Here is a 21,493-nt window from a genome sequence, read left to right as displayed (position 1 = left end):
CTGACTAGCCCCTTGATACGTTAGTATCAAGGGGCTTTTCTTTGACTGCAATTCTAATAACTCTCTATTTTACACTTGCTGCCAATTATATTCGTTCTACTTACTATTCATATTTCATATGGTTGCTTTCATTATGCTGATATTCAGCATGTCTTTATCTTATGCTTTGTTTATTATCAGTCTTTCAGATATTCAGTTATTAATTGAATAAAGTTGATTCAAAGCTTATATTTATATTGTTGCTCTGGGAGATTAGTGCTAACTTTGATTAATGATATATTATCATTTCAAAGAGCCAAACCATGAATATAGATAAACTCCCTCCTTATATCAGCGCTTCAGATAAAGTCATTCTTTTCGATGGTGTTTGCAAGTTGTGCAACGCATGGAGTAACTTTATCATCAAACATGATAAATACCGTCTCTTTAAATTGTGCAGCGTACAGTCAGAAGAGGGTCAAGCAATACTGCTTCATTTTGGCCTACCTACCGATTCTTATGAGACGATGCTCTATGTAGAAGGTGGTCAGGCTTTCCAAAAAAGTGACGCTTTTTTTCAAATAATGGCAAAGCTGGGTTATCCATGGAAAACGGCTTGTATCTTTAGCATTATTCCAAGACCAGTACGTGATTGGATGTATGACCGTGTTGCCCTAAACCGTTACCGCCTTTTTGGTAAATATGACTACTGTACTTTACCATCGCCAGAACATGAGACGCGCTTTTTAAATGCAAAACTCTAAGCTTACTCATATCTCATTTATCAGCAGATTATCACTCGGCTTCTTATTTATTTATCATGGCTTAGTGCCAAAGATACTATGGTTAAGCCCAGTTGAAACCCATTTGGTTTCTTTAAGTGGTCTCGATATTCCTGCCAATATAGTTTCTCTATTATCTGGTATTGGTGAGGTACTCTTAGGTGGCTCAATCCTATTTTTTCGAAAATCTATTATTACAATTTATATGGCAGTGGTCGTTTTACTGCTGCTACTACTCTTTGTAGGTTTTGTCAGCCCAGAGTATTTAGTTGAGGCCTTTAACCCTGTTACAACCAATATGCTGGGGCTGGGTTTTTGTTATTTAATATGGTTTGCTTATAAAGGTGAAAAGGTCTAAATAACAGATAACTTGTCGTTCGTTCTGATGCCTTATGCGTAAAAATTGAATAGCATTTTATTTAGCTTAGTATTATATGTTTAGGTGATATTTTAGGCACAATGCTATGAAAAAAATTAATGTGGTCGGAACGAGTGGAAGTGGGAAATCTACTTTTAGCCGTATGCTAGCGAAAAAACTGGATTATCCGTATCTTGAAATGGATGCGATGTTTTGGAGAGCCAATTGGCAAGAATCTAACGATGAAGAATTCTTTGCCAAGCTTCAGCAATATTTATCACAAGATACATGGGTTCTTGACGGTAATTATCATAGAACAGTCGATATAAAATGGGCGGACGTCGATCACGTTATATGGATAGATTACCCATTCTCTCGTACTATTTATCAAGCGGTAAAACGGGCATTTATTCGCTCATTAACTAAAACTGAGCTTTGGGATGATACAGGCAACATTGAGACATTCCGTAAGTCATTCTTTAGTCGCGATTCGGTTATTCTTTGGACGTTGAAAACATATAATCGCAACCGCGTTCGTTATATAGAAATGTTTAATGATCCTAAGTATCGTCACATAAAGTTTGTTAGGTTAAAAAGTCCAAAAATGGCTAAGAAATTTATAGATGAGTTAGACCTATAGCAGCAAGCTGGGTCGGGTTCATTTCATATTTAGCGCTACTATTAGTAAAAATTTTAATACCGCTTTAACTACTTTTGGAAATGATTATGAATGTAACTGATATAAAAGTGTTTGTGCCAAGTAAGGACTATGAAACCTCAAAATCGTTTTATTCGGAAATTGGTTTTAAGCCTGAGTCCGTAACGGATGATTTAACGCTCTTTCAAAGTGGATCGTGTTCTTTATATCTGCAACGGTTCTATAATCAAGAACTGGCAGATAACTTTATGCTGCAAATCTGCGTCTCAGATATCGAAGAAGCGTTCGATGTGTGCTCAAGCTCCGAGCATAAGACAAGAATCATGCCTATTCAGCAAGAGGCATGGGGTAAGGTATTTTACTTGTGGGGACCCGCGGGTGAGCTGCTGCATATTACTGAGTTTGATCGTTAATAATAAGTTCTGCGAAGATAGGTTTTGTGCAGTGCTCCAAGCTAGCTCTCGTTGTAGGTATTATTTTAGATGTGTATATCAAGGATAGATGTATGAGTATTCAAAGAGTGGCACTCATCATAGGTGGCGGTCGAGGCATTGGTGCTGCCACAGCGAAGCTGTTTGCCAAGCAAGGTTATGCGGTCGCTATCAATTATAAATCTAATTCGGAAGCAGCCAACAAACTGGCTGAGATGACCACTGCTGATGGTGGATAGAGTGGGTAGAGCGATTACAGAAGGTGATTCCACTGCAAAGAGGTGGGCAGCCTGAAGAGGTTGCCGAAGCCATATATTGGTTGGCGTCAGATAAATCCTCCTTTTCGACTGGGAATTTCTTAGATATCACAGGTGGGTTGTAGGTGGAATAAAGGATTTAAGGTCACATGATAAATGCATATTGTTTTTTGCTTGGTCTATTTGAGAGTAAGTTATGGTCGGCTTTGTATACTTGAAAGTTCCTAATTTGATTGAGAGTTTATTAAGAAGTCGTTCCTGTTCGATTTTCATGAAGTGTGTTAGATAGCTTTTCTTGTTATATTAGTTTTTAATATTGTTAAAAATTTATAATGGGCTCGAAATGGATGACTATAAAAACCCTCAAGCTGGGAAAACATATATAAGCCCAAAACTAGATGCCTTTCGAGATCCTACTAAAAAAGTCCGTATTGCTTCAAAACTAATCGAATCGCCAGATGCTTACACCTTTGTTAAGGTTAAAGATGAAGTCGTACTTCGCCACAAAGAGAATGCAAAATCGTATATAACAGCGAAGTTCATTGAAGATTCAAGAGATGTTTTTGTACTAAGTATACAGAAATATACTGTTGGAACTGATAATCCGCATAGTCTGAGCTTTTCTTTTGTGAATGAAGAAATTGGCAAGCTTCTTGAGTTTATACAAAATATACAATCAGTTAATTTAGATCGCTCCTCACCAATGAACATCAAAGATGAGGAGTTAAAAAAAATTATACTGTCAGATAATCAAGCCAAGAAGATAGTTCAAGAAAATCAGGAACTACTTATTGAAGTACTCCGTTCGGAAGTCACTAAGGAAGATATTATCTCAGTAGGGTTTAGGAAGAAGCAACTTGAGTGGTATGAAAAATTATTAAATGATTCAAAATGGTTTGAAGAAATTAAAGACAAAAAGGGAACAACTAAAGAAGGGCTTTGGCAGTATTATTTTGAAAAGAACTCTTGGATATTCGGCTATGGCCTTGGCTATATCTTCCTAGAAGGACTAGACGACAAAAAACTAGAACAGGTAGTGCAAGGTCATAACGTAAATAGTCATGGTAAGCGTGTTGATGCTCTTATGAAGACAAAAGGTATTATATCTAACCTTTGCTTTGTAGAAATAAAAACGCACACAACTCAACTACTTGACTCTACACCATATAGAACTGGTTGTTGGGCACCTTCAAAAGAGTTGGCAGGTGCAATCGCTCAAGTACAAGGAACGGTAGCTTCCGCTGTCGATAGTCTCACTGACAGAGTTAGTCTAAACGATAAGTTAGGTAATCCAAAAGGTGAAGATATATATAATTACCAGCCGAAAGCTTATCTCGTGATTGGAAATATGGGAGAGTTCTCGACTGAAAATGGAATAAATAAAGATAAACTTAGATCATTCGAGCTTTTTAGAAAAAATATATCAAGCCCAGAAATAATTACTTTTGATGAGTTATATGAACGTGCTAGATTCATTGTGCTTCATAATCAAAATCAACATGGTGTTGCAAGCGAATAACTTATTTGTTTCTCTAATTCTGATATAAGTAAAATTTTTTCATATGAACTTAGTGCTACAACAACCATTAAAGAGAACTCCCATGACCACATCAAAAGTAACTTACCAAGGCGATCTACGCACCACCGCCATTCATTTGCAATCAAATAATGAAATCATCACCGATGCGCCAACGGACAATCAAGGCAAAGGCGAGGCATTTTCACCGACTGATTTGCTAGCGACCAGTTTGGCCAGTTGTATGCTGACCATTATCGGTATCAAAGCCCGTGACATGGATATCGATCTCGCAGGAACAACGGCTGAAGTGACCAAAATCATGGCGGCCGACCCAAGGCGCGTGAGCGAAATACATGTCATCGTGACGTTTAACAGAGAGCTTGATGATAGAACGCAAACGATCTTTTATAACACCGCATTGACTTGCCCAGTCGCCAACAGCATCCATCCTGATATCACGCAAAATGTCGTTTTTAGATGTGCAAAACTGCTTGATTAAGGGCTGACTATGGCTGCCAAAACCTTACTTATCGTCGCGCATGCACCATCGCCCAATACTAAAAAGTTAGCGCAAGCTGCTTACAAGGGTGCCAACCATCCTGATATAGACATCAAGGTTATTATCAAGTCGCCGCAAGATACGCAGCCGGAAGACGTGTTGGCTGCCGATGCGCTATTACTGGGCACGACTGAGAACCTTGCGTATATGGCAGGATTGACCAAAGACTTTTTTGATCGTTGTTATTATCCTGTTTTAGAGGAGAAGCAAGGATTGCCGTTTGCCTTATATATTCGAGCAGGGCAGGATGGCACGGGTACTAAACGTGCGATGAAGACGATTACGACAGGTTTGCGCTGGTCATGGATACAAGAGGCTCTAATACTACAAGGCGAGTGGCAGGACGACTTTACTGAACAAGTAGAGACGCTAGCGATGACACTTGCGGCGGGACTAGAAGCTGGGATTTATTAGCATCATTAGCCTTATTATCCATATGGTGCTACTTATCATATAAGAAGTGAAAATACGATGATATATAGCAATACTGATTTTATGCCCTCTGAGGCGTTACCGTTTTCTCAAGCTTGTGAAAACAACAAACAACCTATCTTATCTGTTTTACAAAAAGAGTTGGTAGAAACGGCTCACGTGTTGGAAGTCGGTTCAGGAACGGGTCAGCATAGCGTGTATTTTGCCCCAAGACTCGCGCACCTAGCATGGCAGACCAGTGATGTTCTAGTCAATCATACTGCCATTCATGCGTGGCATGCCGCGTATCCTGCGAACAATTTATATGCGCCATTGGCGTTTGATCTGTCTCGTGATTCAGTACCTATCAATACAAATAATAACGCACCATATGATGCCTTCTTTACGGCTAACACTTTGCATATCATTGCGTGGCTATTGGTAGAGCGCTTATTTGCATTGGCAGGTGATACCTTGCCTTTGGGTGGCAAACTCATTGTCTATGGCCCCTTTAACGAAAATGGTCATTATACGAGCGCCAGCAATCAGCAATTTGATATAAGCCTGCGTCAGCGCGATCCAAAAAGCGGTATTCGTCATAAAGAAGATATTGTAGCTTTAGCAAGTCAGCATGATCTGAAGCTAAGCAATACTTATGCATTGCCTGCCAATAATCAGATATTGGTCTTTACCAAAGCAGATTGAAGCCATTCACGCTTCTAAAAAACAAAAACCAAGATAGGATGATGTAATCTATCTTGGTTTTTATATATGCTGTTTTTTATACAACAACTACAGTCTTTTGAATACAATTACAATGGTTTTACGAATAAGGTCTTCGTATAGATGATTTGCGCTATTTATATTCGTTGGCTAAAAAATCTAAATAACGTTTCCAAGAACGTTCATCAGCACGCGCATCGTAACGATCACTTCCAAACACGCTAAAGGCATGTGGGGCGCCGCTGTAAGTTACCATCTCATGAGGTACTTTGGCCGCTTCTAACGTTTTGCCCAAAGTAGCAAAACTCTCTAGCGAAACGGACTCATCGGCAGAGCCGTGGAATACTAAGATTTCTCCTGTGGTTTTATCATAGTTCTGTCCCGTTGGGATATCAAAAGCGCCGTGGAAAGGCACGAAGGCTTTTTGCGGAAAGCCTGAACGTGCCAGTTCTAAAGCAACCGTGCCCCCAAAACAGTATCCCATGGTTACGCCTTCACGCACATCATTTCCTTGCAAGCGACCCGCATTCAACGCACCTTCTAGTATGCGGCGCATTTTACTGCGATCATCATATAGGGCACCCGTTAGGCGCTTATTTTCTTCAACGGACGTAGGGCGAATGCCTTGCCCAAACATATCTGCGGCGAGGACGTTATAGCCCTCATTCGCTAACATATCAGCGCGCTTACGCTCATAGTCTGTGAGGCCGTCCCAATCATGAATCAGTAAAATAAAAGGGGCATTGGGCTTGTCGGCTTTGGCGTAATATCCTTCATAGGCTTGGTCATCGACGGTATAAGTAACGTTCTTGGTCGTGATGGCAGCTGCCGTCTGACTAAATGTCAATGCCATGACGCACATTGATGCACCTACTAGCAATGAGCGATAAGGTTTTTTGGATAAGATATTTGATGTTGGTCGCATAGTAGATAGCCTTATAGTTGTATGAGAAGGCGATAAAGAGATGGCTAAACACCATGCCACTATCATTTATCGATAATTTTGGAACGTCATAAAAGCATACCTTAAAGAATAACTACATTACAAGATTGGATTGTTAACGTTACTGCTCGTATTAAATATGGAGTTTATAGGACTTTCTGAACGCATACTTTAACCAAACATCAACAAGGTTCACCATATACACAACTTAGTTTTTGGGTAAGATAAGCCGTATGCCTTTTATTCCTTTATATTTTTTATTTCTTTATATTATTTGATAATCGGTTATACAAACACACAGATAAATAATCGACAGATGAAGTCAGCATTATCTCAAAGGATACTAAACCTGTGTAAGCACACTTTTAATGGTCTAAAAAAGACTATTTTACTCATTAGCTAGGATGTTTTATGAATAATAATATCGATCATACCGACCCAGCCAAAGACATGAATTCTGAACGTGGTAACGGTGGTGAAACCCATCAGCGCGCAGGCGATGACACCAAAGTATTAACAACGCAGCAAGGCGTGCCTATCTCTGACAATCAAAACTCTCTAAAAGCAGGTTCACGTGGACCTACATTGTTAGAAGATTTTGTGTTACGCGAAAAAATTAATCATTTTGACCATGAGCGTATCCCTGAGCGTATTGTCCATGCTCGTGGTAGTGCGGCGCATGGTTATTTTGAGCTGACCGAATCGTTAGAAGCGTATACGACAGCCAAAATTTTGACTGAAACTGGTAAACAGACGCCACTTTTTACGCGCTTCTCGACCGTTGCGGGTAATAAAGGCTCAAAAGATACACCACGCGATGTACGTGGATTTTCTGTCAAAGTATATACCGAAGAAGGTAACTGGGACATCGTTGGTAATAACATGCCAATCTTCTTTATTCAAGATGCGATTAAATTTCCAGATTTGATTCATGCGGTTAAGCCTGAGCCAGATCGCGGATTTCCGCAAGCGGCTTCAGCACACGATACATTTTGGGATTTTGTGTCTTTAAGCCCTGAAACCATGCACAACCTGATTTGGCTCATGAGTGATCGTGGTCTGCCACGTAGCCTACGCATGATGGAAGGTTTTGGTATTCACAGCTATCGTTTGATTGATAAAGACGGTAAGAGCACGTTCGTCCGTTTCCATTGGAAACCAGTACTGGGTGTACAATCAACCACATGGGATGAAGCAGTAAAAATCTCGGGCGCGGATCCTGATTACCATCGCCGCGACTTGTTTGAGTCCATTGATAACGAGATGTATCCTGAATGGGAATTTGGCGTACAGCTGTTTACGGAAGAAGAAGCGGATAACTTCCCGTTTGATCATCTAGATGCAACTAAGCTTATTCCAGAAGAACTAGTACCCGTAAAAATCATCGGTAAAATGGTCTTGAACCGCAATGTAGATAATTTCTTTGCAGAAACTGAGCAAGTGGCATTCTGTCCATCGCACGTTGTACCTGGTATCGATTATAGTAACGATCCTTTACTACAAGGGCGTTTGTTCAGCTATTTAGACACGCAGTTATCACGTTTGGGCTCACCAAACTTCGCCCAAATCCCAATTAATGCACCAAAATGCCCATTTGCGAACAATCAGCAAGATGGTCATATGCAAATGCAAGTACCTAAAACGCGCGTGATGTATGAGCCACAAAGTCTTGATCCAACACGACCTCGTGAAAGTGCCAAGCGCGGATTTGCATCATTCCAAGAGCGCTTGGATGATGGCGTAAAAGGTCGTATCAGAGCAGAAAGCTTTGCTGATCACTATAGCCAGCCACGTATGTTCTATCGCAGCCAGACGGCGACAGGGCAGGCTCATATTGCTTCTGCATATGCGTTTGAGCTAGGTAAAGTGGATACTGCGCATGTACGCACCCGTACGCTGAGCCATCTACGTCATATCGATGAAGATTTGGCCAATCGTGTGGCCACAGCACTTGGTATGGAGCTTCCAGAGCCTGCTGATGCCGCCGCTCCTGTACAAGATTTAGAGACGTCTAAAGCCGTTCAAACCATTGGTATCACGCCTAAGAGTTTGGAAGGTCGTTTGGTCGGTATTTTAGTTGCTGAAGGTTCTAGCCATAGCGAAGTTGAGAAGTTTGAAAAAGCCGCCCGTGCAGCTGGTGCTAATGTCAAAATCGTTGCTCCTAATAAGGAAGTGACGTTAGATAACGGTACGCGCATTCAAACGGATGAGCGTTTGGCTGGCGCGCCGTCAGTCATCTTTGATGCGATAGTAAGTATCATCATGCATCCACCTGCTAAAAAGCTGGCTAAAGACAGTGCAGCACTAGACTGGTTTAATGATGCTTATGCGCATTGCAAAGCGATTGCATACTGCCCTGCGACTGAAGAGCACATTTTGAGCAAACTACCTATCGAAAAAGATGCGTTTGTAACGCCGCTTGACGATGTTGACGGTTTTATCGAAAATGCTAAAACTCGCTTGTGGGAGCGTGAGCCAAAGGTACGTGACCTTGCATAATTGAAGGCATAATCTTTGAATATATAAAACACACTTTTGATATAAAAACCCAGCCTATGTGCTGGGTTTTTGCTTTTATACGAGCAGAGATCAATCCGTTATTAGATGGAAGGTTTAGTTTTTATAAGTTTTTATTTACGGTCGTCTCTTTTACTGATGGATATCTATAGTCACAAGCGTTCACTCAAAGTCATTTTTTTTGAGTTGACGGACGTTATACTAAAGATCGTCTATAAAACTGAATAAAACCTCATAATGATAATTATAAAGGAGGTGAGGGATAGCAATGAGTTTATGCAAGATTGTACGTTTAGAAGGATATATTCAAAGTACCTACCTTGCGATATATCCAGACAAGATAATGCTGCTGGACGGTGGCTGCCGTGCTGATGTGCCAATGGTTCTCGATTATATTAAATTGACATTGAAACGACCGATCACGGATTTAAAAGTCGTCGTCGTCACACACATGCATCCTGATCATGCTGGTGGGGCAAATAAGTACCGAGAAAAAACGGGTTGCCTCATTGTTTCCTCTAACAAAAAGCATCAGTGGTATGGCGGCATTGGTGGACGTGCCATGTACTTTATAGATATAAATCTTGCGTATTATGTGGCTAAGCGTCAAGGGCGCTCATTTAAAAACTTATATTACCCAGCAAGCCTAAAACCAGACATCACTGTGACAGATGAAGATTGCGTGCCAAGGTTTGAGGAATGGCAAGTACTAGAGACGCCAGGGCACACAGATAGGGATTTGTCTTTGTTCCATATGCCAAGTCGGCAAATATATACCGCTGATTTGATTATTAAGCTGCGTCACAAATTTGTGGCACCGTTTCCTATTTATGATCCTAAAGTCTATATTCAGTCATTGACCAGAGTCAGAGATTTAAAACCTTCCATGGTGATGATGGCACATGGGTGTGAGATGGCGATAGATGAGGATACTTTTGATGAGCTTATTGCTGGCGCGCCCAAACATCCTCGTACGATCAAAGACACGATCAAGCACAAACTACTATGGCGAAGAGATAGAGACCGTCATATTTTTAAACAAAATCGCAGGCAATAAAAAATGAAGTCAAAAAAAAGCCCCATGACGATATAGTCATAGGGCTCTCTAAATATGGTGGGCCGACCGCGACTCGAACGCGGGACCAATTGATTAAAAGTCAACTGCTCTACCAACTGAGCTATCGGCCCTGAGAAGCATTAAAAACTGTATAACAATTTTAGCTTCGCAAGATAAATTTCCTTATAGGCAAATTTATTAAAACTGGATATCTTAGCGATATCTTTTAAACTTAAACTCGTTAATCAACTACCGGATAGGGCAGAACAATTAATAAGTATCAAACTAAATATGGTGGGCCGACCGCGACTCGAACGCGGGACCAATTGATTAAAAGTCAACTGCTCTACCAACTGAGCTATCGGCCCTGAGAAGCATTAAAAATTTAGCTTCGCAAGATAAATTTCCTTAGAGGCAAATTTATTAAAACAAGACATCTAAAAAATGTCTCAAAACTTAATTCTTTATGTATTGAGCTGTCAATAATAAAAGAGGCATTAAGTTTCTTTCACCGTTTTGAGAGTTTGTATCCCTAAACGTGAGAGCACATTATATATATAATTCTGACAATTACAACCCCACATCGTAAAAAAAGTGCAATTCTTGCGTAAAAAGGGCTATTTTTCTGGAATACTTATAAAAATGCCTGTTCTGATTGCCATTTTGAGAAAAAGTACGCTCTTGATTAACCATTAATCTCTGGATAATGCTTCAACAGGATCTAATTTTGCCGCATTACGTGCTGGTAAGAAGCCAAAAACCACGCCAATGAGCGTTGAGCAAACAAAAGCCGCAATGATGGAGGTCATTGAATAAATCACTTTGAAACTATCGCCACCCACACGGTTGATCAATTCGCCAATAGCAAAGGCCATTCCAATACCAATCAGTCCTCCTAAGACACAGACCAAAACGGCTTCGATCAGAAATTGCTGCATGATATCGCTTTGGCGTGCGCCAACGGCCATACGTACACCAATCTCATTGGTACGCTCGGTCACTGATACCAGCATGATATTCATGACACCGATACCGCCGACCACTAACGAGATAATGGCGATGGAGGATATCAAGAGAGTCATGGCTGTCGTGGTAGACTCAATGGTTTGGCGAATAGAGTCTGAATTACGTATGCGAAAATCATCCGTACCGTGGCGACTTTCCATCAACTGATAGATGGCAGACTCAGCGGCCGAAGAAGATATCTTGTCATCGATGAGCGCGACGAAACTTTCAATATTATCGCTACCTTTGATACGTGACATCATGGTGGTATAAGGCATATACAATGTCGGTGTGTCGACCTCGCCACCAAAACCGCTGTTGTTGGGTTCAAGCACACCAATCACTCGTCCTGGTACGCTACCAATCAATACCACTTCACCAATAGGATCCGCATCATTGGGGAAAAAAGTATTTTTGGCATTATTATCAATAATGATGTCTTGCGTGCGACGTAAAATACTTTGATCATCAAAACCCTGACCTTGCGCCAATGTCTCACCACTAACGCTCAGATAATCTTGTCCAACACCGCTGATGCTGGCAGCTTCCTGTATGTTGCGATAGCGTACGTTCATATTGGCGTCAAGCTGAGGGCTGACACTAATGACGTAAGGCTGATCTTCGACGGCCTGAGCATCTTGCGGGGTCAAATTCTCATCGTTGTATTGTCGCCTTGGGTCACCATAAGGATACCCATCACGGACAGTGATCGTATTGGTACCAAGCGAGCTGATATTGGTCAGGATTTGTTCTTGTGAGCCTTTACCTAAGCCTACGACAGAGACCACTGAAGCAATACCAATAATAATACCTAGCATGGTGAGTAAGGTACGCATTTTATGGGCACGCATGGCCAACAGCGACATTTTGAATGCTTCGAGCAGCCGATCGATAAAGCTGCTAAAAACGCTCTTACGGTTATTGTCTAAGATAGGCGCGGGTTGAGTGGTCGTTGACTTATAGTGCTCGTTTTTATAGTCCGCAATCACGTAACCATCTTTTAGCTCAATCACACGCTCAGCTTGTGCAGCGAGGCCTGGGTCATGAGTCACCATGATGATGGTATGACCTTGAGCGTTTAGGTCATATAAGATTTTCATCACATCTTCGCCAGACTTGCTGTCAAGCGCGCCTGTAGGCTCATCGGCTAAGATGATATCGCCGCCATTCATGAGCGCCCGTGCGATCGACACACGTTGCTGCTGCCCACCTGAGAGCTGGTTGGGGCGGTTATTCACTTTTGCGCCCAAACCCAAATCTGCTAATAATTTTTCAGCGCGCTCGCTACGGGCTTGTCCATCCATACCAGCATATACCGCAGGGACAGATACGTTGTCTCGAGCACTGATATCGCCAAGCAAATGATAACGCTGAAAAATAAAACCAAAATGCTCGCGGCGTAGCTTAGCCAACTCATCAGCGTCTAAGCGACTGACTGATTGACCATAAATTTTATATTCACCAGCAGTCGCTTGATCTAAGCAGCCTAGGATATTCATCAGGGTTGACTTACCTGAACCCGACTGACCGATGATAGCAACCATTTCACCTTGATTGATGGTCAGATCGATATCATGGAGCACACGAATGGTTTGTTCACCAGCTTTGAACTCTCTGATTAATCCTTTGACCTGCATCAATGGGGTATCTGCTGCGGTAGTAGGGCTGGACTCTCTGGTATTCATTTGCGATGCTGCCTATATCAATGCTGCTTATATAATTGCTCTTATCGAAAGCAATAAAATGCTTGGCGATGAAGATTGGTACCAAATGCTTGTCTAAGTATTAAAACCCTCTCATGCCTCTACCGCCTTGTTCCTTTTTTTGTCCTTCTTCGCCCAGTATCACTTCATCACCTTGATTTAAACCGCTTAAAATCTGTACGCTGACGCGGTTGTTAATACCTGTTGTTACGGTTTGCTCGACTACTTGACCATCGGCTTTGAGCACGCGTACCATCGCCGTTTTTGCGTTTGGATCTGTATTAGCGTCACGAGATTTAGTGGTTTTACTGATAGGTTGTAGGGCAGCTGCTGGTATAAGAAGGGCGTCTTTTGCTTGATCGATGACAATATAAACCTGTGCTGTCATATCAATACGAAAACGTCGTTCAGTATTTGGCACTTCGATATAACCAACATAATAAATAGCAGAGTCGGTTGAACTGGTGTCACTGATGACTTCAGGAGCAGGTTCGACAGCCTTTAGGACAGAGTCGAATTTTTGATCCGGATTACCAATGATATTAAAATAAACAGGCATACCGGCATTGACGTTGATGACGTCAGCTTCTGATATTTGAGCATTGATTCGCACTGTAGACAAATCAGCTAATGTCACGATAGTCGGTGCAGTTTGGTTGGCGTTGACGGTCGTGCCTTGCTCTGTGGTAATCGATACGACGGTTCCTGACATAGGCGCACGGATTGTGGTATAGCTAAGATCTTCTTCAGCCGTATTAACGTTGGTCTGTGATTTGCGCAATGCCGCTTCTTGGCTGTTGATATTGGCCTCAGTCGTTGCAATCGCAGCTTTGGCAGTGTCGATGGCAGCAAGGGCATTGGCTACCGCAGCCTTAGCTGTCTCTACGCTGGTTGCTTGAGTGTCATACTCTTGCTGAGAAATCGCGTTAATGGCGACCAACGATTTTAAACGGGTAAAATCTGACTGCGCTTGCTTGAGCTCAGACTGACGGCTGGCAAGATCGGCATAAGCACTTTTTAGGCTGGCTTGTCTGCTCAAAGATTCGGCTTTAGCGCTTTGTATCGCGGCCACACTTTGTTCAAGACTGGCTTGCTCGTTACTTAGATTGTTCTTTTGCGTGACTTGATCGATTTGGGCAATCAAATCGCCTTGCTGTACCTCATCACCAACGTCAACATAAAGGCGTTTTACTTCACCTGAAACCTGAGCACCAACATCAACCGTGTTCAGGGCTTTGACTTTACCAGACGCCATGACATTGTTTTCAATGTCACCAATCTCAGCCGTCGCTGTTAAATAATTAGGCGTGGTTTCTTTTGGTTTTAAGAAATGATAAGCCAAGGCCGCGAGTGCTATGACAACTAAGGCGATAACCCCCCATTTAATAGCAGATTTTTTGCTCATTTTGCGCATAACAACAGTCCAATCACAATTAAATCAAATGTAGCTATAGTAGAGGCTTCATCAGCAAAAGGGAATGGGAATTAGTTTAAGAAAGGTTAAGGTAGCGTGAGACAAAGTAAGGATGTAGCAGCAAAACAGGCGTCGCACTAGGTTTGAATAAGCCAATTACCGTAAGCATTAAGAAAATAATATTAGTATAGGTGGGTTACTAGGAGAGTGGTTGTGCAAGAGAGTCAGTAAAAATTCAAAGATAGCAAGAAGAGTAAAATGGCAGTTATCGTTTTATAAACAAACGCTTTCCAGCCAGCTCAAGTGCGGCTTGTAATAATAATTCCCATGCAGGCTGGCGAATAAGCCCTTTGATGGCTTGGTCACAACGATAAAGTAGGGCGGGCCACTCGGCAGTTTGTACTTTTGACTGCCTGCGACAAGCTTGTTGATACAATCCTTGTTTGCTACGCCAAATGCCAAGCGCTTGCGGGTCTTGTCCATCCATCAATTGTATGATTTGACGCATGTCTTTACTGATTGCCCATAATACCAAGGTAGTTGGCTCATCTGTGGCTCTAAGCTGAAACATAATCTTTGCCACTTGGGCGCTGTTGCCCATCAGCATGGCGTCTGATAAATCAAACACGCTAAATTGAGCATCACTGACCAAGGCTGCTTGCAAGTCATTAATGTCCAGCGCCACACTATTATCAGGCTGGTTCAATGTACGACTTGTTTGCAAAGCATCCTTATTTTGACTGACAAGTTGCGGCGCAAATAAATAGGACAGTCGCCATAAGGTTTGATAAGCGCTCAACAGATGATGCTCAGTATGGGACATAAGTAGCTGCCACGCTTCTTGTGACAAGCGTAATCCAAATTGCTGGGCTTGTATTTGTAATAATTGTTGTCGTTGCTGCTCGTTATAGAGATTACAGTCAATCACGTGACCATATTGAGCAAATGGCGCAAACCACTTGCTGCTTTGACTGCGTTTGTCTTGCTTTGGCGTTAGCCATAACACGCTATGAGTATGTGCGCCTGTTTGCGCTTCTTGGGCAAAACGTTCTAACGCCTCAATTACGCCTTTGTCTGGTTTATGATTGCCGGTCACGATTAATGCGCTGGCATCATCAAATAGAGATTGACTGCCAAGCTCTGATAATACTTCTTGCCAACTCTTGACTGATATCAGCTCGATACGTTTGACGGCGTAGTTTTGCGCTCGCCAGTGTGGACGTAATGCATCAATAAGCCATTGACTCAACAGCGGCTCATCTCCATGAGCCAGCCACAAGCCTGCTACCACAACAGAAGATTGTAGTAGTCTTGGATAGGCTTGTATAAAGGTATCTTGCATAGATTAGAGGGACGCAGGTTGATAAAAATAAACGTGAAACGTTAAGGATCTGGTATTACAACAGTTGTCGAACCTACGTTACCAGTAACGGGTATCGGTTTGCTAGCACCGTTCGAAGTCACTTTGGGTAAGGAGATAGCGACATACTGATCCGTGATGCGGCGCGCCAAACTGTCATAGAGCCAATCACGAATCTGATCACCCTGTAGATCGTCTGTACTGACTGAGGCTTCATTATACTGATAGCTACGCTCGACTTGAATCGGGTTGGTTAAGGTGACGGGTTTGCCATTTTCAGTCGTTTGGTAAGTCACATTGGCTGACAATACCAAGCGTATTTCTGTCAAAACACCCACCAGCTCATAACGTTTAAAACGGACGTTACTGATATTGATGGCAGCAATTGGATCAGCACTGATGTTATTATTATTCGCCGCCACATCAGAAACAGTCATGTTATCGATAACATCGACACCTAATGTTTCTAGACGGCTTGTTAAAGGTAATTTGAGAGGAAACGAGATTCTGTTATCCTCAATAATCACTGCTGTTTTGGCTGCATCAAACAACATCGGAGAATCATACCCACGAAGCTGAAAACCGCAGCCACTAAGCCCTGCGGTTGCACCAACGACAGTAAACATAGGCAAGGCGGCAAATAGAGCGGCTGCTAGTTTCTGTCTGCTTGATGATTTGGCAAGATTGGAGGGTTTGCTCAATTTGATATGAGGTGACTGCCCAGCTCTCTGCTTATACCACATAATCGCTATCCTTAAATTATAAGAAGGCTTAGAGAGCTAAGCCTACAACACTCAGCTCAATGCACTTATTTTAAAGTACTTATTAATCAAAGTATTTCTCAATTAGAGCACTTAGCCTGCAACCACGATATTCACCAATTTATTAGGAACGACGATTTCTTTTTTGATGTCGCCCGTAATGAATTTTGCCACACTTTCCATCGTACGTGCTTGTACTTTTAGTTGCTCAGGATCGCTGTTCGGTGCCACATCCATCTTACCGCGCATCTTACCATTGACCTGTACCACCATCGTAATGGTATCTTGTACGAGCGCATTCTCATCGACGGCTGGGTAAGTTAGGGCGCTACTCTCAAGACCAAGCGCTTCAAGTAAATGCTCGCCCACGTGCGGCGCATAGACAGATAACATAGTTAGCAAATCAACCAAGGCTTCGTGTTGTACTCGCAAGTCTTGCTCACTACTGGCCTTGAAGCTTGCAAGCTCATTAGAAAGCTCCATCAAGCTAGACACTGGCGTATTCAATGCCAGACGATCGCCCAAATCATTATCAATCTTGGCAATGGTCTCATGTGTTTTACGGCGCAAGTTTTTGGCTTCTTTGCTCAAATCGTCTGTATTCAAGTCATTATTGTTTAGCGCATCAAGGCTTAAGTTTGCATCAGCAAGTGCTTGCATGTGTTCAGTTGCAATGCGCCACACTTTTTTCACAAAGTTGTAAGGGCCTTTTAACGCATCATCTGACCATTCAAGCGTTTGGTCAGCAGGTGCGGTAAATAACGTGTACAAGCGTACTGTGTCAGCGCCATATTTATCGATGGTAAGCTGTGGATCAACACCGTTGTTTTTTGATTTAGACATTTTCTCAATTTTGCCAATCGTCACAGGCTGTCCATCTGCTTTTAATAACGCTTTAATGGGTTGTCCGCGCTCATCGAATTCAATGTCGATGTCTTCTGCAAAATAGTACGTCGTACTACCATCCGCATTGACACGATAGAACGTACCAGCGAGCACCATACCTTGGGTCATCAAGTTGGCAAACGGCTCATTGCCTGATACTAAGTTTTCATCACGCATTAGCTTGTGAAAGAAACGCGCATAAAGCAGGTGCATGACGGCATGTTCTACGCCGCCGATATATTGATCGACAGGCAGCCATTTGTTGGCGGCAGATTTGTTGACCATGTTCTGTGCATCGTTCGGACTGGCAAAGCGAGCATAGTACCAGCTTGACTCGACAAAGGTATCAAAGGTATCGGTTTCGCGCTCAGCAGGGTTGCCACATTTTGGGCAAGTCGTGTTTACAAACTCTGGGATATTTTTGAGCGGGTTGCCACGGCCATCAGGAACGACATCCGTTGGCAATACAACTGGCAAATCTTGCTCTTCGACAGGAACTGTACCACAATGCTCACAGTTGACCATTGGGATAGGGCAACCCCAATAACGCTGGCGCGATACGCCCCAATCACGCAGACGATATTGGATTTTTTTCTTAGCCAATTCTTGTGGTTCAAGTTTGGCTAGCATTGCGTCGAACGCCTGCTCAAAATCTAACCCGTCGAATTCACCTGAGTTAACCAAGGTATTACGTTCAGTATAAGCAAGATTGGCCACAGTATCATTGGCCTTAGCATCAGCTTCTATCCCATCAAAATAACCGTTTGGAATATCGATCACTTGTTTAATAGGTAAGTTGTATTTGGTTGCAAACTCATAATCACGTTCGTCGTGAGCAGGAACCGCCATAACCGCGCCTGACCCATAACTCATCAACACATAGTTGGCCACCCAAACTGGCACTTCTTCACCAGTCAAAGGATGCGTGACCGTAAGACCTGTATCCATACCGATTTTCTCGGCTTTGGCAAGATCCGCTTCCGCCACTGAGCCTTTTTTGCACAGGGCACAGAATTCCGCGATTGTGTCATCTTGTTCAGAAGCGTACTGTGCAAGCGGATGCTCTGCTGCGACGGCAACATAAGTCACACCCATCAAGGTGTCAGGACGAGTGGTGAAGACGTCTAATGTGTTTTCTTGGCCAGCAAGTTCATAAGGGAAGTGTACTTCCATACCTGAACTACGACCAATCCAGTTACGCTGCATGGTCAATACTTCAGACGGCCAATGACCCTCTAGTTGATCCAAATCATCCAACAGCTCATCAGCATAATCGGTGATATTGAAATAATACATAGGAATGTCGCGTTTTTCGACTGGCGCACCACTACGCCAGCCTTTACCATCAATGACTTGCTCGTTTGCTAGAACGGTATTATCAACCGGATCCCAGTTGACGGTAGAAAGCTTTTTATAGACCAAACCTTTTTTGTACAACTGCAAAAATAACCATTGCTCCCATTGATAATACTCAGGGCTACAAGTGGCAAATTCGCGTGACCAGTCAATCGATAGACCAAGTAGCTTGAGCTGCGCGCGCATGTTGTCAATATTGGCAAACGTCCATGCCGCAGGCGGGGTCTGATTAGCAATCGCCGCGTTTTCTGCTGGCAAACCAAAACCATCCCAACCCATTGGCTGCATGACCTCGAAACCTTTGAGTCGGTAATAACGGCTTAACACATCAGAGATGGTATAGTTACGTACGTGGCCCATGTGCAGCTTGCCGCTTGGGTACGGGAACATCGACAGCATGTAACGACTTGGCTTATCGCTTGGCTCGTTGCCCACTTCATAGCGCTTATCATTTGCCCATTTAGCCTGCTGCGCGGCTTCGATCAGTTGTGGCTGATACTGGGTGCTGTTATTAGAAGTGTCATTTGCGCTGATAGGGCTGTTGTTAGTATTAGATTGGTCTGCTGTCACGGCATTGCTCATAGTCGGCTCGGAATTGGTTAATACTGATAAAAATAGGTGGAATTTGACAATGCCATAGCATAGCGTAATTTGGCAAAAATTGCGACGATATGATGTATTTGCTTATCAGGTTCACAGCTAAACATGCGATAGCAGAGACCTTATGTCTACCTGTGGTCAGTCTTAGGTATAATGAAGGGGCTTTCTTATAAATAATAGTATTGATTTGGAGTAAATATGACCATCACCATTTACGGTATAAAGTCTTGTAGCACGATGAAAAAAGCATTTACCAAGCTGGATGAACTAGGCGTCAGCTATGAGTTTCATGACTATAAAAAACAAGGTATCGATAAAGAAACGGTACAGCGCTGGGTCAATGAGCTTGGTATTGAAAAAGTACTCAATAAGCGCGGCACGACATGGCGCAAACTGGATGACCATCAAAAGCAAGCGGCTGATACCAGCGTAGACAATGCCATTGAGCTACTGGTTGAAAACACCAGTATGATTAAGCGTCCCATAGTAGAAGGTTCGCTTGAGGATAAAAATGCGCCGATACTGCTATGCGGTTATGATGAAGCAGTATTCGATACCAGTTTTCGTTAATAAAATTTTCATAAATAAGCTATGCCTTTTGCTCATTATAACTTATGCTACTTTTAATAGAATTATGTTCAGTAGTTAAGTGTGTTCAATGACGAGGATAAGACGATGAAAAAATTGTTAATAGTAGCGGCTTTGGCAGTCGCACCTTTAATGGTGACTAGTGTGCAGGCGGCTGATTCATCCACTAAGATAACTTTTGCAAAAGACAGTTATTGCGGTAGCTTTACTGGCAATATCAGGGATGGGAAAGTGTTTCGTTTGTGGCTCATGCCAGATCAGAACTTAATCATTCGTAATGTGGGCGACGATCAAATCAATGTCGCTTATGTGACAGGGCCCAATGGGCGCTTGAGTGGTGATCGCTATGATAAGGAAAACTCTTATTTTATTCAGCGTAAAGGCAATCATCATATGAAAGTATATGGCAACAGCAGCCATAGCGCTGTTGAGTTCTGTGCTTATTGAGCGATTTTTGATAAGTCCATTTTAGCAAACAAAAAAAGCCCAAGCGGGACATTCAAGCTTGGGCTTTTTCATATCAATTATTGCAAAAACTCCTAACTCTGTGAGGCATCTATCTCACGACTGATGAGCGTACCAACCCCTTCATTGGTGAAAATCTCAAGCAAGGTGGCATGTGGCACGCGACCATCAACGATAACTGCACTTTTGACGCCGCTACGTACGGCATCAAGCGCACATTGAATCTTAGGAATCATACCGCCTGAAATCGTACCATCTTCGATTAAAGCATCGACTTTTTTGGGTGTGAGTCCAGTCACTACTTCGCCATCACGGCCGAGTACGCCTTTAATATTGGTGAGGAGCATCAGCTTCTCTGCTTGTAGAAACTCAGCCACTTTACCTGCGACCAAATCAGCATTGATATTGTAAGTATTGCCTTCTTTATCAACGCCAAGCGGGGCGATAACGGGAATAAAATCAGAGGCAATGAGCATATTGATCACGTCTTTATTGACACTCACAACGTCACCGACAAACCCTAAATCTATTGGTACGGCAATACCGTCGTTACCGATTTTTTCCATCATAAGTTTTTTTGCTTGAATCAAATTCGCATCTTTGCCGGTCAAACCAATGGCACGACCACCATGTTTGTTGATTAAGCTGACGATAGACTTGTTGACACTACCGCCCAACACCATCTCAACGATATCCATAGTGCTCTTATCTGTAACACGCATGCCATCGATACGGTCAGACTGACGTCCCAGCTCTTTTAATAAGTTGTCAACTTGTGGACCACCACCATGCACGACGACAGGATGTATACCAACCGTTTTTAGCAAGACGATATCACGGGCAAATGAGCTTTCAAGTTCAGGGTCAGTCATGGCATTGCCACCGTATTTGACCACGATGAGTTTATCAACAAAGCGCTGAATATAAGGTAGTGCTGTGGTTAACACCTCTGCAGTGTTTTTGGCATCATCTAAATTAAGCGTCATTACAAGCTCCTCAAGAAGGGTTTTAATGGGGGATATTGTCAGCGTTATTCTTTTATCTTGGCTGTTATATCGTTAATTCTAAATTGTATGTATTCTATATTGGATTGACGATATAGTCAGTTCAATCTAAAAAAGATGTGCTTATTTTCTAGCAAATCCACTGTATACGGTGCAAA

The 21,493-nt window shown here is 42.6% G+C and carries 21 protein-coding genes and 2 tRNA genes; 14 read left to right on the top strand and 9 right to left on the bottom strand.

Annotated features, from left to right (window positions below; all coding sequences use genetic code 11):
• Positions 1-302: 302 nt before the first annotated feature.
• The 10 genes from FW759_RS09915 to FW759_RS09870 all read left to right on the top strand — a co-directional run bounded on the left by FW759_RS09915 (position 303) and on the right by FW759_RS09870 (position 5,659).
• Positions 303-743 carry a thiol-disulfide oxidoreductase DCC family protein gene (locus FW759_RS09915; RefSeq protein WP_446442884.1) on the top strand — a complete coding sequence of 147 codons (441 nt, stop codon included), beginning with the start codon at positions 303-305 and terminating at the stop codon, positions 741-743.
• Positions 730-1,119 carry a DoxX-like family protein gene (locus FW759_RS09910; protein WP_443531500.1) on the top strand — a complete coding sequence of 130 codons (390 nt, stop codon included), beginning with the start codon at positions 730-732 and terminating at the stop codon, positions 1,117-1,119. Before FW759_RS09915 ends, FW759_RS09910 begins: the two co-directional genes overlap by 14 nt.
• 106 nt (positions 1,120-1,225) lie before the next feature.
• Positions 1,226-1,759: an AAA family ATPase gene (locus tag FW759_RS09905; protein WP_446442883.1), complete on the top strand. Its 534-nt coding sequence runs from the start codon at positions 1,226-1,228 to the stop codon at positions 1,757-1,759.
• An 86-nt stretch (positions 1,760-1,845) separates the two neighbouring features.
• Positions 1,846-2,190: a lactoylglutathione lyase gene (locus tag FW759_RS09900; RefSeq protein ID WP_131397292.1), complete on the top strand. Its 345-nt coding sequence runs from the start codon at positions 1,846-1,848 to the stop codon at positions 2,188-2,190.
• 92 nt (positions 2,191-2,282) lie between these two features.
• Positions 2,283-2,447, top strand: a complete 165-nt coding sequence (locus FW759_RS09895; protein ID WP_446442882.1) for an SDR family NAD(P)-dependent oxidoreductase — start codon at positions 2,283-2,285, stop codon at positions 2,445-2,447.
• Positions 2,444-2,590, top strand: coding sequence for an SDR family oxidoreductase (locus FW759_RS09890; RefSeq protein WP_446442889.1), 147 nt, complete (start codon positions 2,444-2,446; stop codon positions 2,588-2,590). The genes FW759_RS09895 and FW759_RS09890 overlap by 4 nt, the downstream gene beginning before the upstream one ends.
• A 218-nt stretch (positions 2,591-2,808) precedes the next feature.
• Complete coding sequence (locus tag FW759_RS09885; protein WP_446442881.1) at positions 2,809-3,984, top strand: Shedu immune nuclease family protein; 1,176 nt, start codon at positions 2,809-2,811, stop codon at positions 3,982-3,984.
• A gap of 82 nt (positions 3,985-4,066) precedes the next feature.
• A complete protein-coding gene (locus FW759_RS09880; protein WP_446442880.1) occupies positions 4,067-4,483 on the top strand; it encodes an OsmC family protein in 417 nt (138 codons plus the stop codon).
• 9 nt (positions 4,484-4,492) lie between these two features.
• On the top strand, positions 4,493-4,957 hold the full coding sequence (locus FW759_RS09875) for a flavodoxin family protein (RefSeq protein WP_446442879.1): 465 nt from the start codon (positions 4,493-4,495) through the stop codon (positions 4,955-4,957).
• Between the two features lie 57 nt (positions 4,958-5,014).
• Positions 5,015-5,659, top strand: coding sequence for a DUF938 domain-containing protein (locus FW759_RS09870; protein ID WP_446442878.1), 645 nt, complete (start codon positions 5,015-5,017; stop codon positions 5,657-5,659).
• A gap of 151 nt (positions 5,660-5,810) precedes the next feature.
• On the opposite strand, the gene FW759_RS09865 is transcribed toward FW759_RS09870, so the two are convergent.
• Positions 5,811-6,602 (bottom strand): dienelactone hydrolase family protein, encoded by a 792-nt coding sequence (locus FW759_RS09865; protein WP_446442877.1) that lies wholly within the window; start codon positions 6,600-6,602, stop codon positions 5,811-5,813.
• A 429-nt stretch (positions 6,603-7,031) separates the two neighbouring features.
• Here FW759_RS09865 and FW759_RS09860 point away from each other — a divergent pair, with 429 nt between their 5' ends.
• The gene (locus FW759_RS09860; protein ID WP_353671041.1) at positions 7,032-9,119 is read left to right on the top strand and encodes a catalase; all 2,088 of its coding nucleotides are present in this window, start codon (positions 7,032-7,034) and stop codon (positions 9,117-9,119) included.
• 286 nt (positions 9,120-9,405) lie between these two features.
• Positions 9,406-10,194: an MBL fold metallo-hydrolase gene (locus FW759_RS09855; protein ID WP_446442876.1), complete on the top strand. Its 789-nt coding sequence runs from the start codon at positions 9,406-9,408 to the stop codon at positions 10,192-10,194.
• 55 nt (positions 10,195-10,249) lie between these two features.
• Here the strand turns inward: FW759_RS09855 and FW759_RS09850 are convergent.
• The 7 genes from FW759_RS09850 to leuS form a co-directional block, all read right to left on the bottom strand.
• Positions 10,250-10,325: transfer RNA gene (locus tag FW759_RS09850), tRNA-Lys, on the bottom strand.
• 161 nt (positions 10,326-10,486) lie between these two features.
• A tRNA-Lys gene (locus tag FW759_RS09845) sits at positions 10,487-10,562 on the bottom strand.
• 324 nt (positions 10,563-10,886) lie between these two features.
• Positions 10,887-12,884, bottom strand: a complete 1,998-nt coding sequence (locus FW759_RS09840) for a MacB family efflux pump subunit (RefSeq protein ID WP_443504732.1) — start codon at positions 12,882-12,884, stop codon at positions 10,887-10,889.
• A gap of 100 nt (positions 12,885-12,984) precedes the next feature.
• Positions 12,985-14,316 (bottom strand): efflux RND transporter periplasmic adaptor subunit, encoded by a 1,332-nt coding sequence (locus FW759_RS09835; protein WP_446442875.1) that lies wholly within the window; start codon positions 14,314-14,316, stop codon positions 12,985-12,987.
• A gap of 265 nt (positions 14,317-14,581) precedes the next feature.
• On the bottom strand, positions 14,582-15,658 hold the full coding sequence (gene holA / locus FW759_RS09830) for a DNA polymerase III subunit delta (RefSeq protein WP_446442874.1): 1,077 nt from the start codon (positions 15,656-15,658) through the stop codon (positions 14,582-14,584).
• Positions 15,659-15,699: 41 nt separating this feature from the next.
• A complete protein-coding gene (locus FW759_RS09825; RefSeq protein WP_446442873.1) occupies positions 15,700-16,419 on the bottom strand; it encodes an LPS-assembly lipoprotein LptE in 720 nt (239 codons plus the stop codon).
• Positions 16,420-16,530: 111 nt separating this feature from the next.
• Complete coding sequence (gene leuS, locus FW759_RS09820; RefSeq protein WP_446442872.1) at positions 16,531-19,260, bottom strand: leucine--tRNA ligase; 2,730 nt, start codon at positions 19,258-19,260, stop codon at positions 16,531-16,533.
• Between the two features lie 216 nt (positions 19,261-19,476).
• On the opposite strand from leuS, the gene FW759_RS09815 reads away from it, so the two are divergent.
• Together FW759_RS09815 and FW759_RS09810 are read left to right on the top strand one after the other, a co-directional pair.
• Positions 19,477-19,848, top strand: coding sequence for an arsenate reductase (locus tag FW759_RS09815; RefSeq protein ID WP_446442871.1), 372 nt, complete (start codon positions 19,477-19,479; stop codon positions 19,846-19,848).
• A gap of 105 nt (positions 19,849-19,953) precedes the next feature.
• Positions 19,954-20,313 (top strand): hypothetical protein, encoded by a 360-nt coding sequence (locus FW759_RS09810; protein ID WP_062844002.1) that lies wholly within the window; start codon positions 19,954-19,956, stop codon positions 20,311-20,313.
• 92 nt (positions 20,314-20,405) lie between these two features.
• Here the strand turns inward: FW759_RS09810 and argB are convergent, their stop codons facing one another.
• A complete protein-coding gene (gene argB / locus FW759_RS09805) occupies positions 20,406-21,317 on the bottom strand; it encodes an acetylglutamate kinase (RefSeq protein ID WP_446442870.1) in 912 nt (303 codons plus the stop codon).
• Positions 21,318-21,493 lie beyond the last annotated feature (176 nt).

This window comes from Psychrobacter sp. 1176_08 (assembly GCF_052850615.1).
The sequence above is the reverse complement of the archived record's forward strand: the minus strand, read 5'-3'. Positions and strand labels throughout refer to the sequence as shown.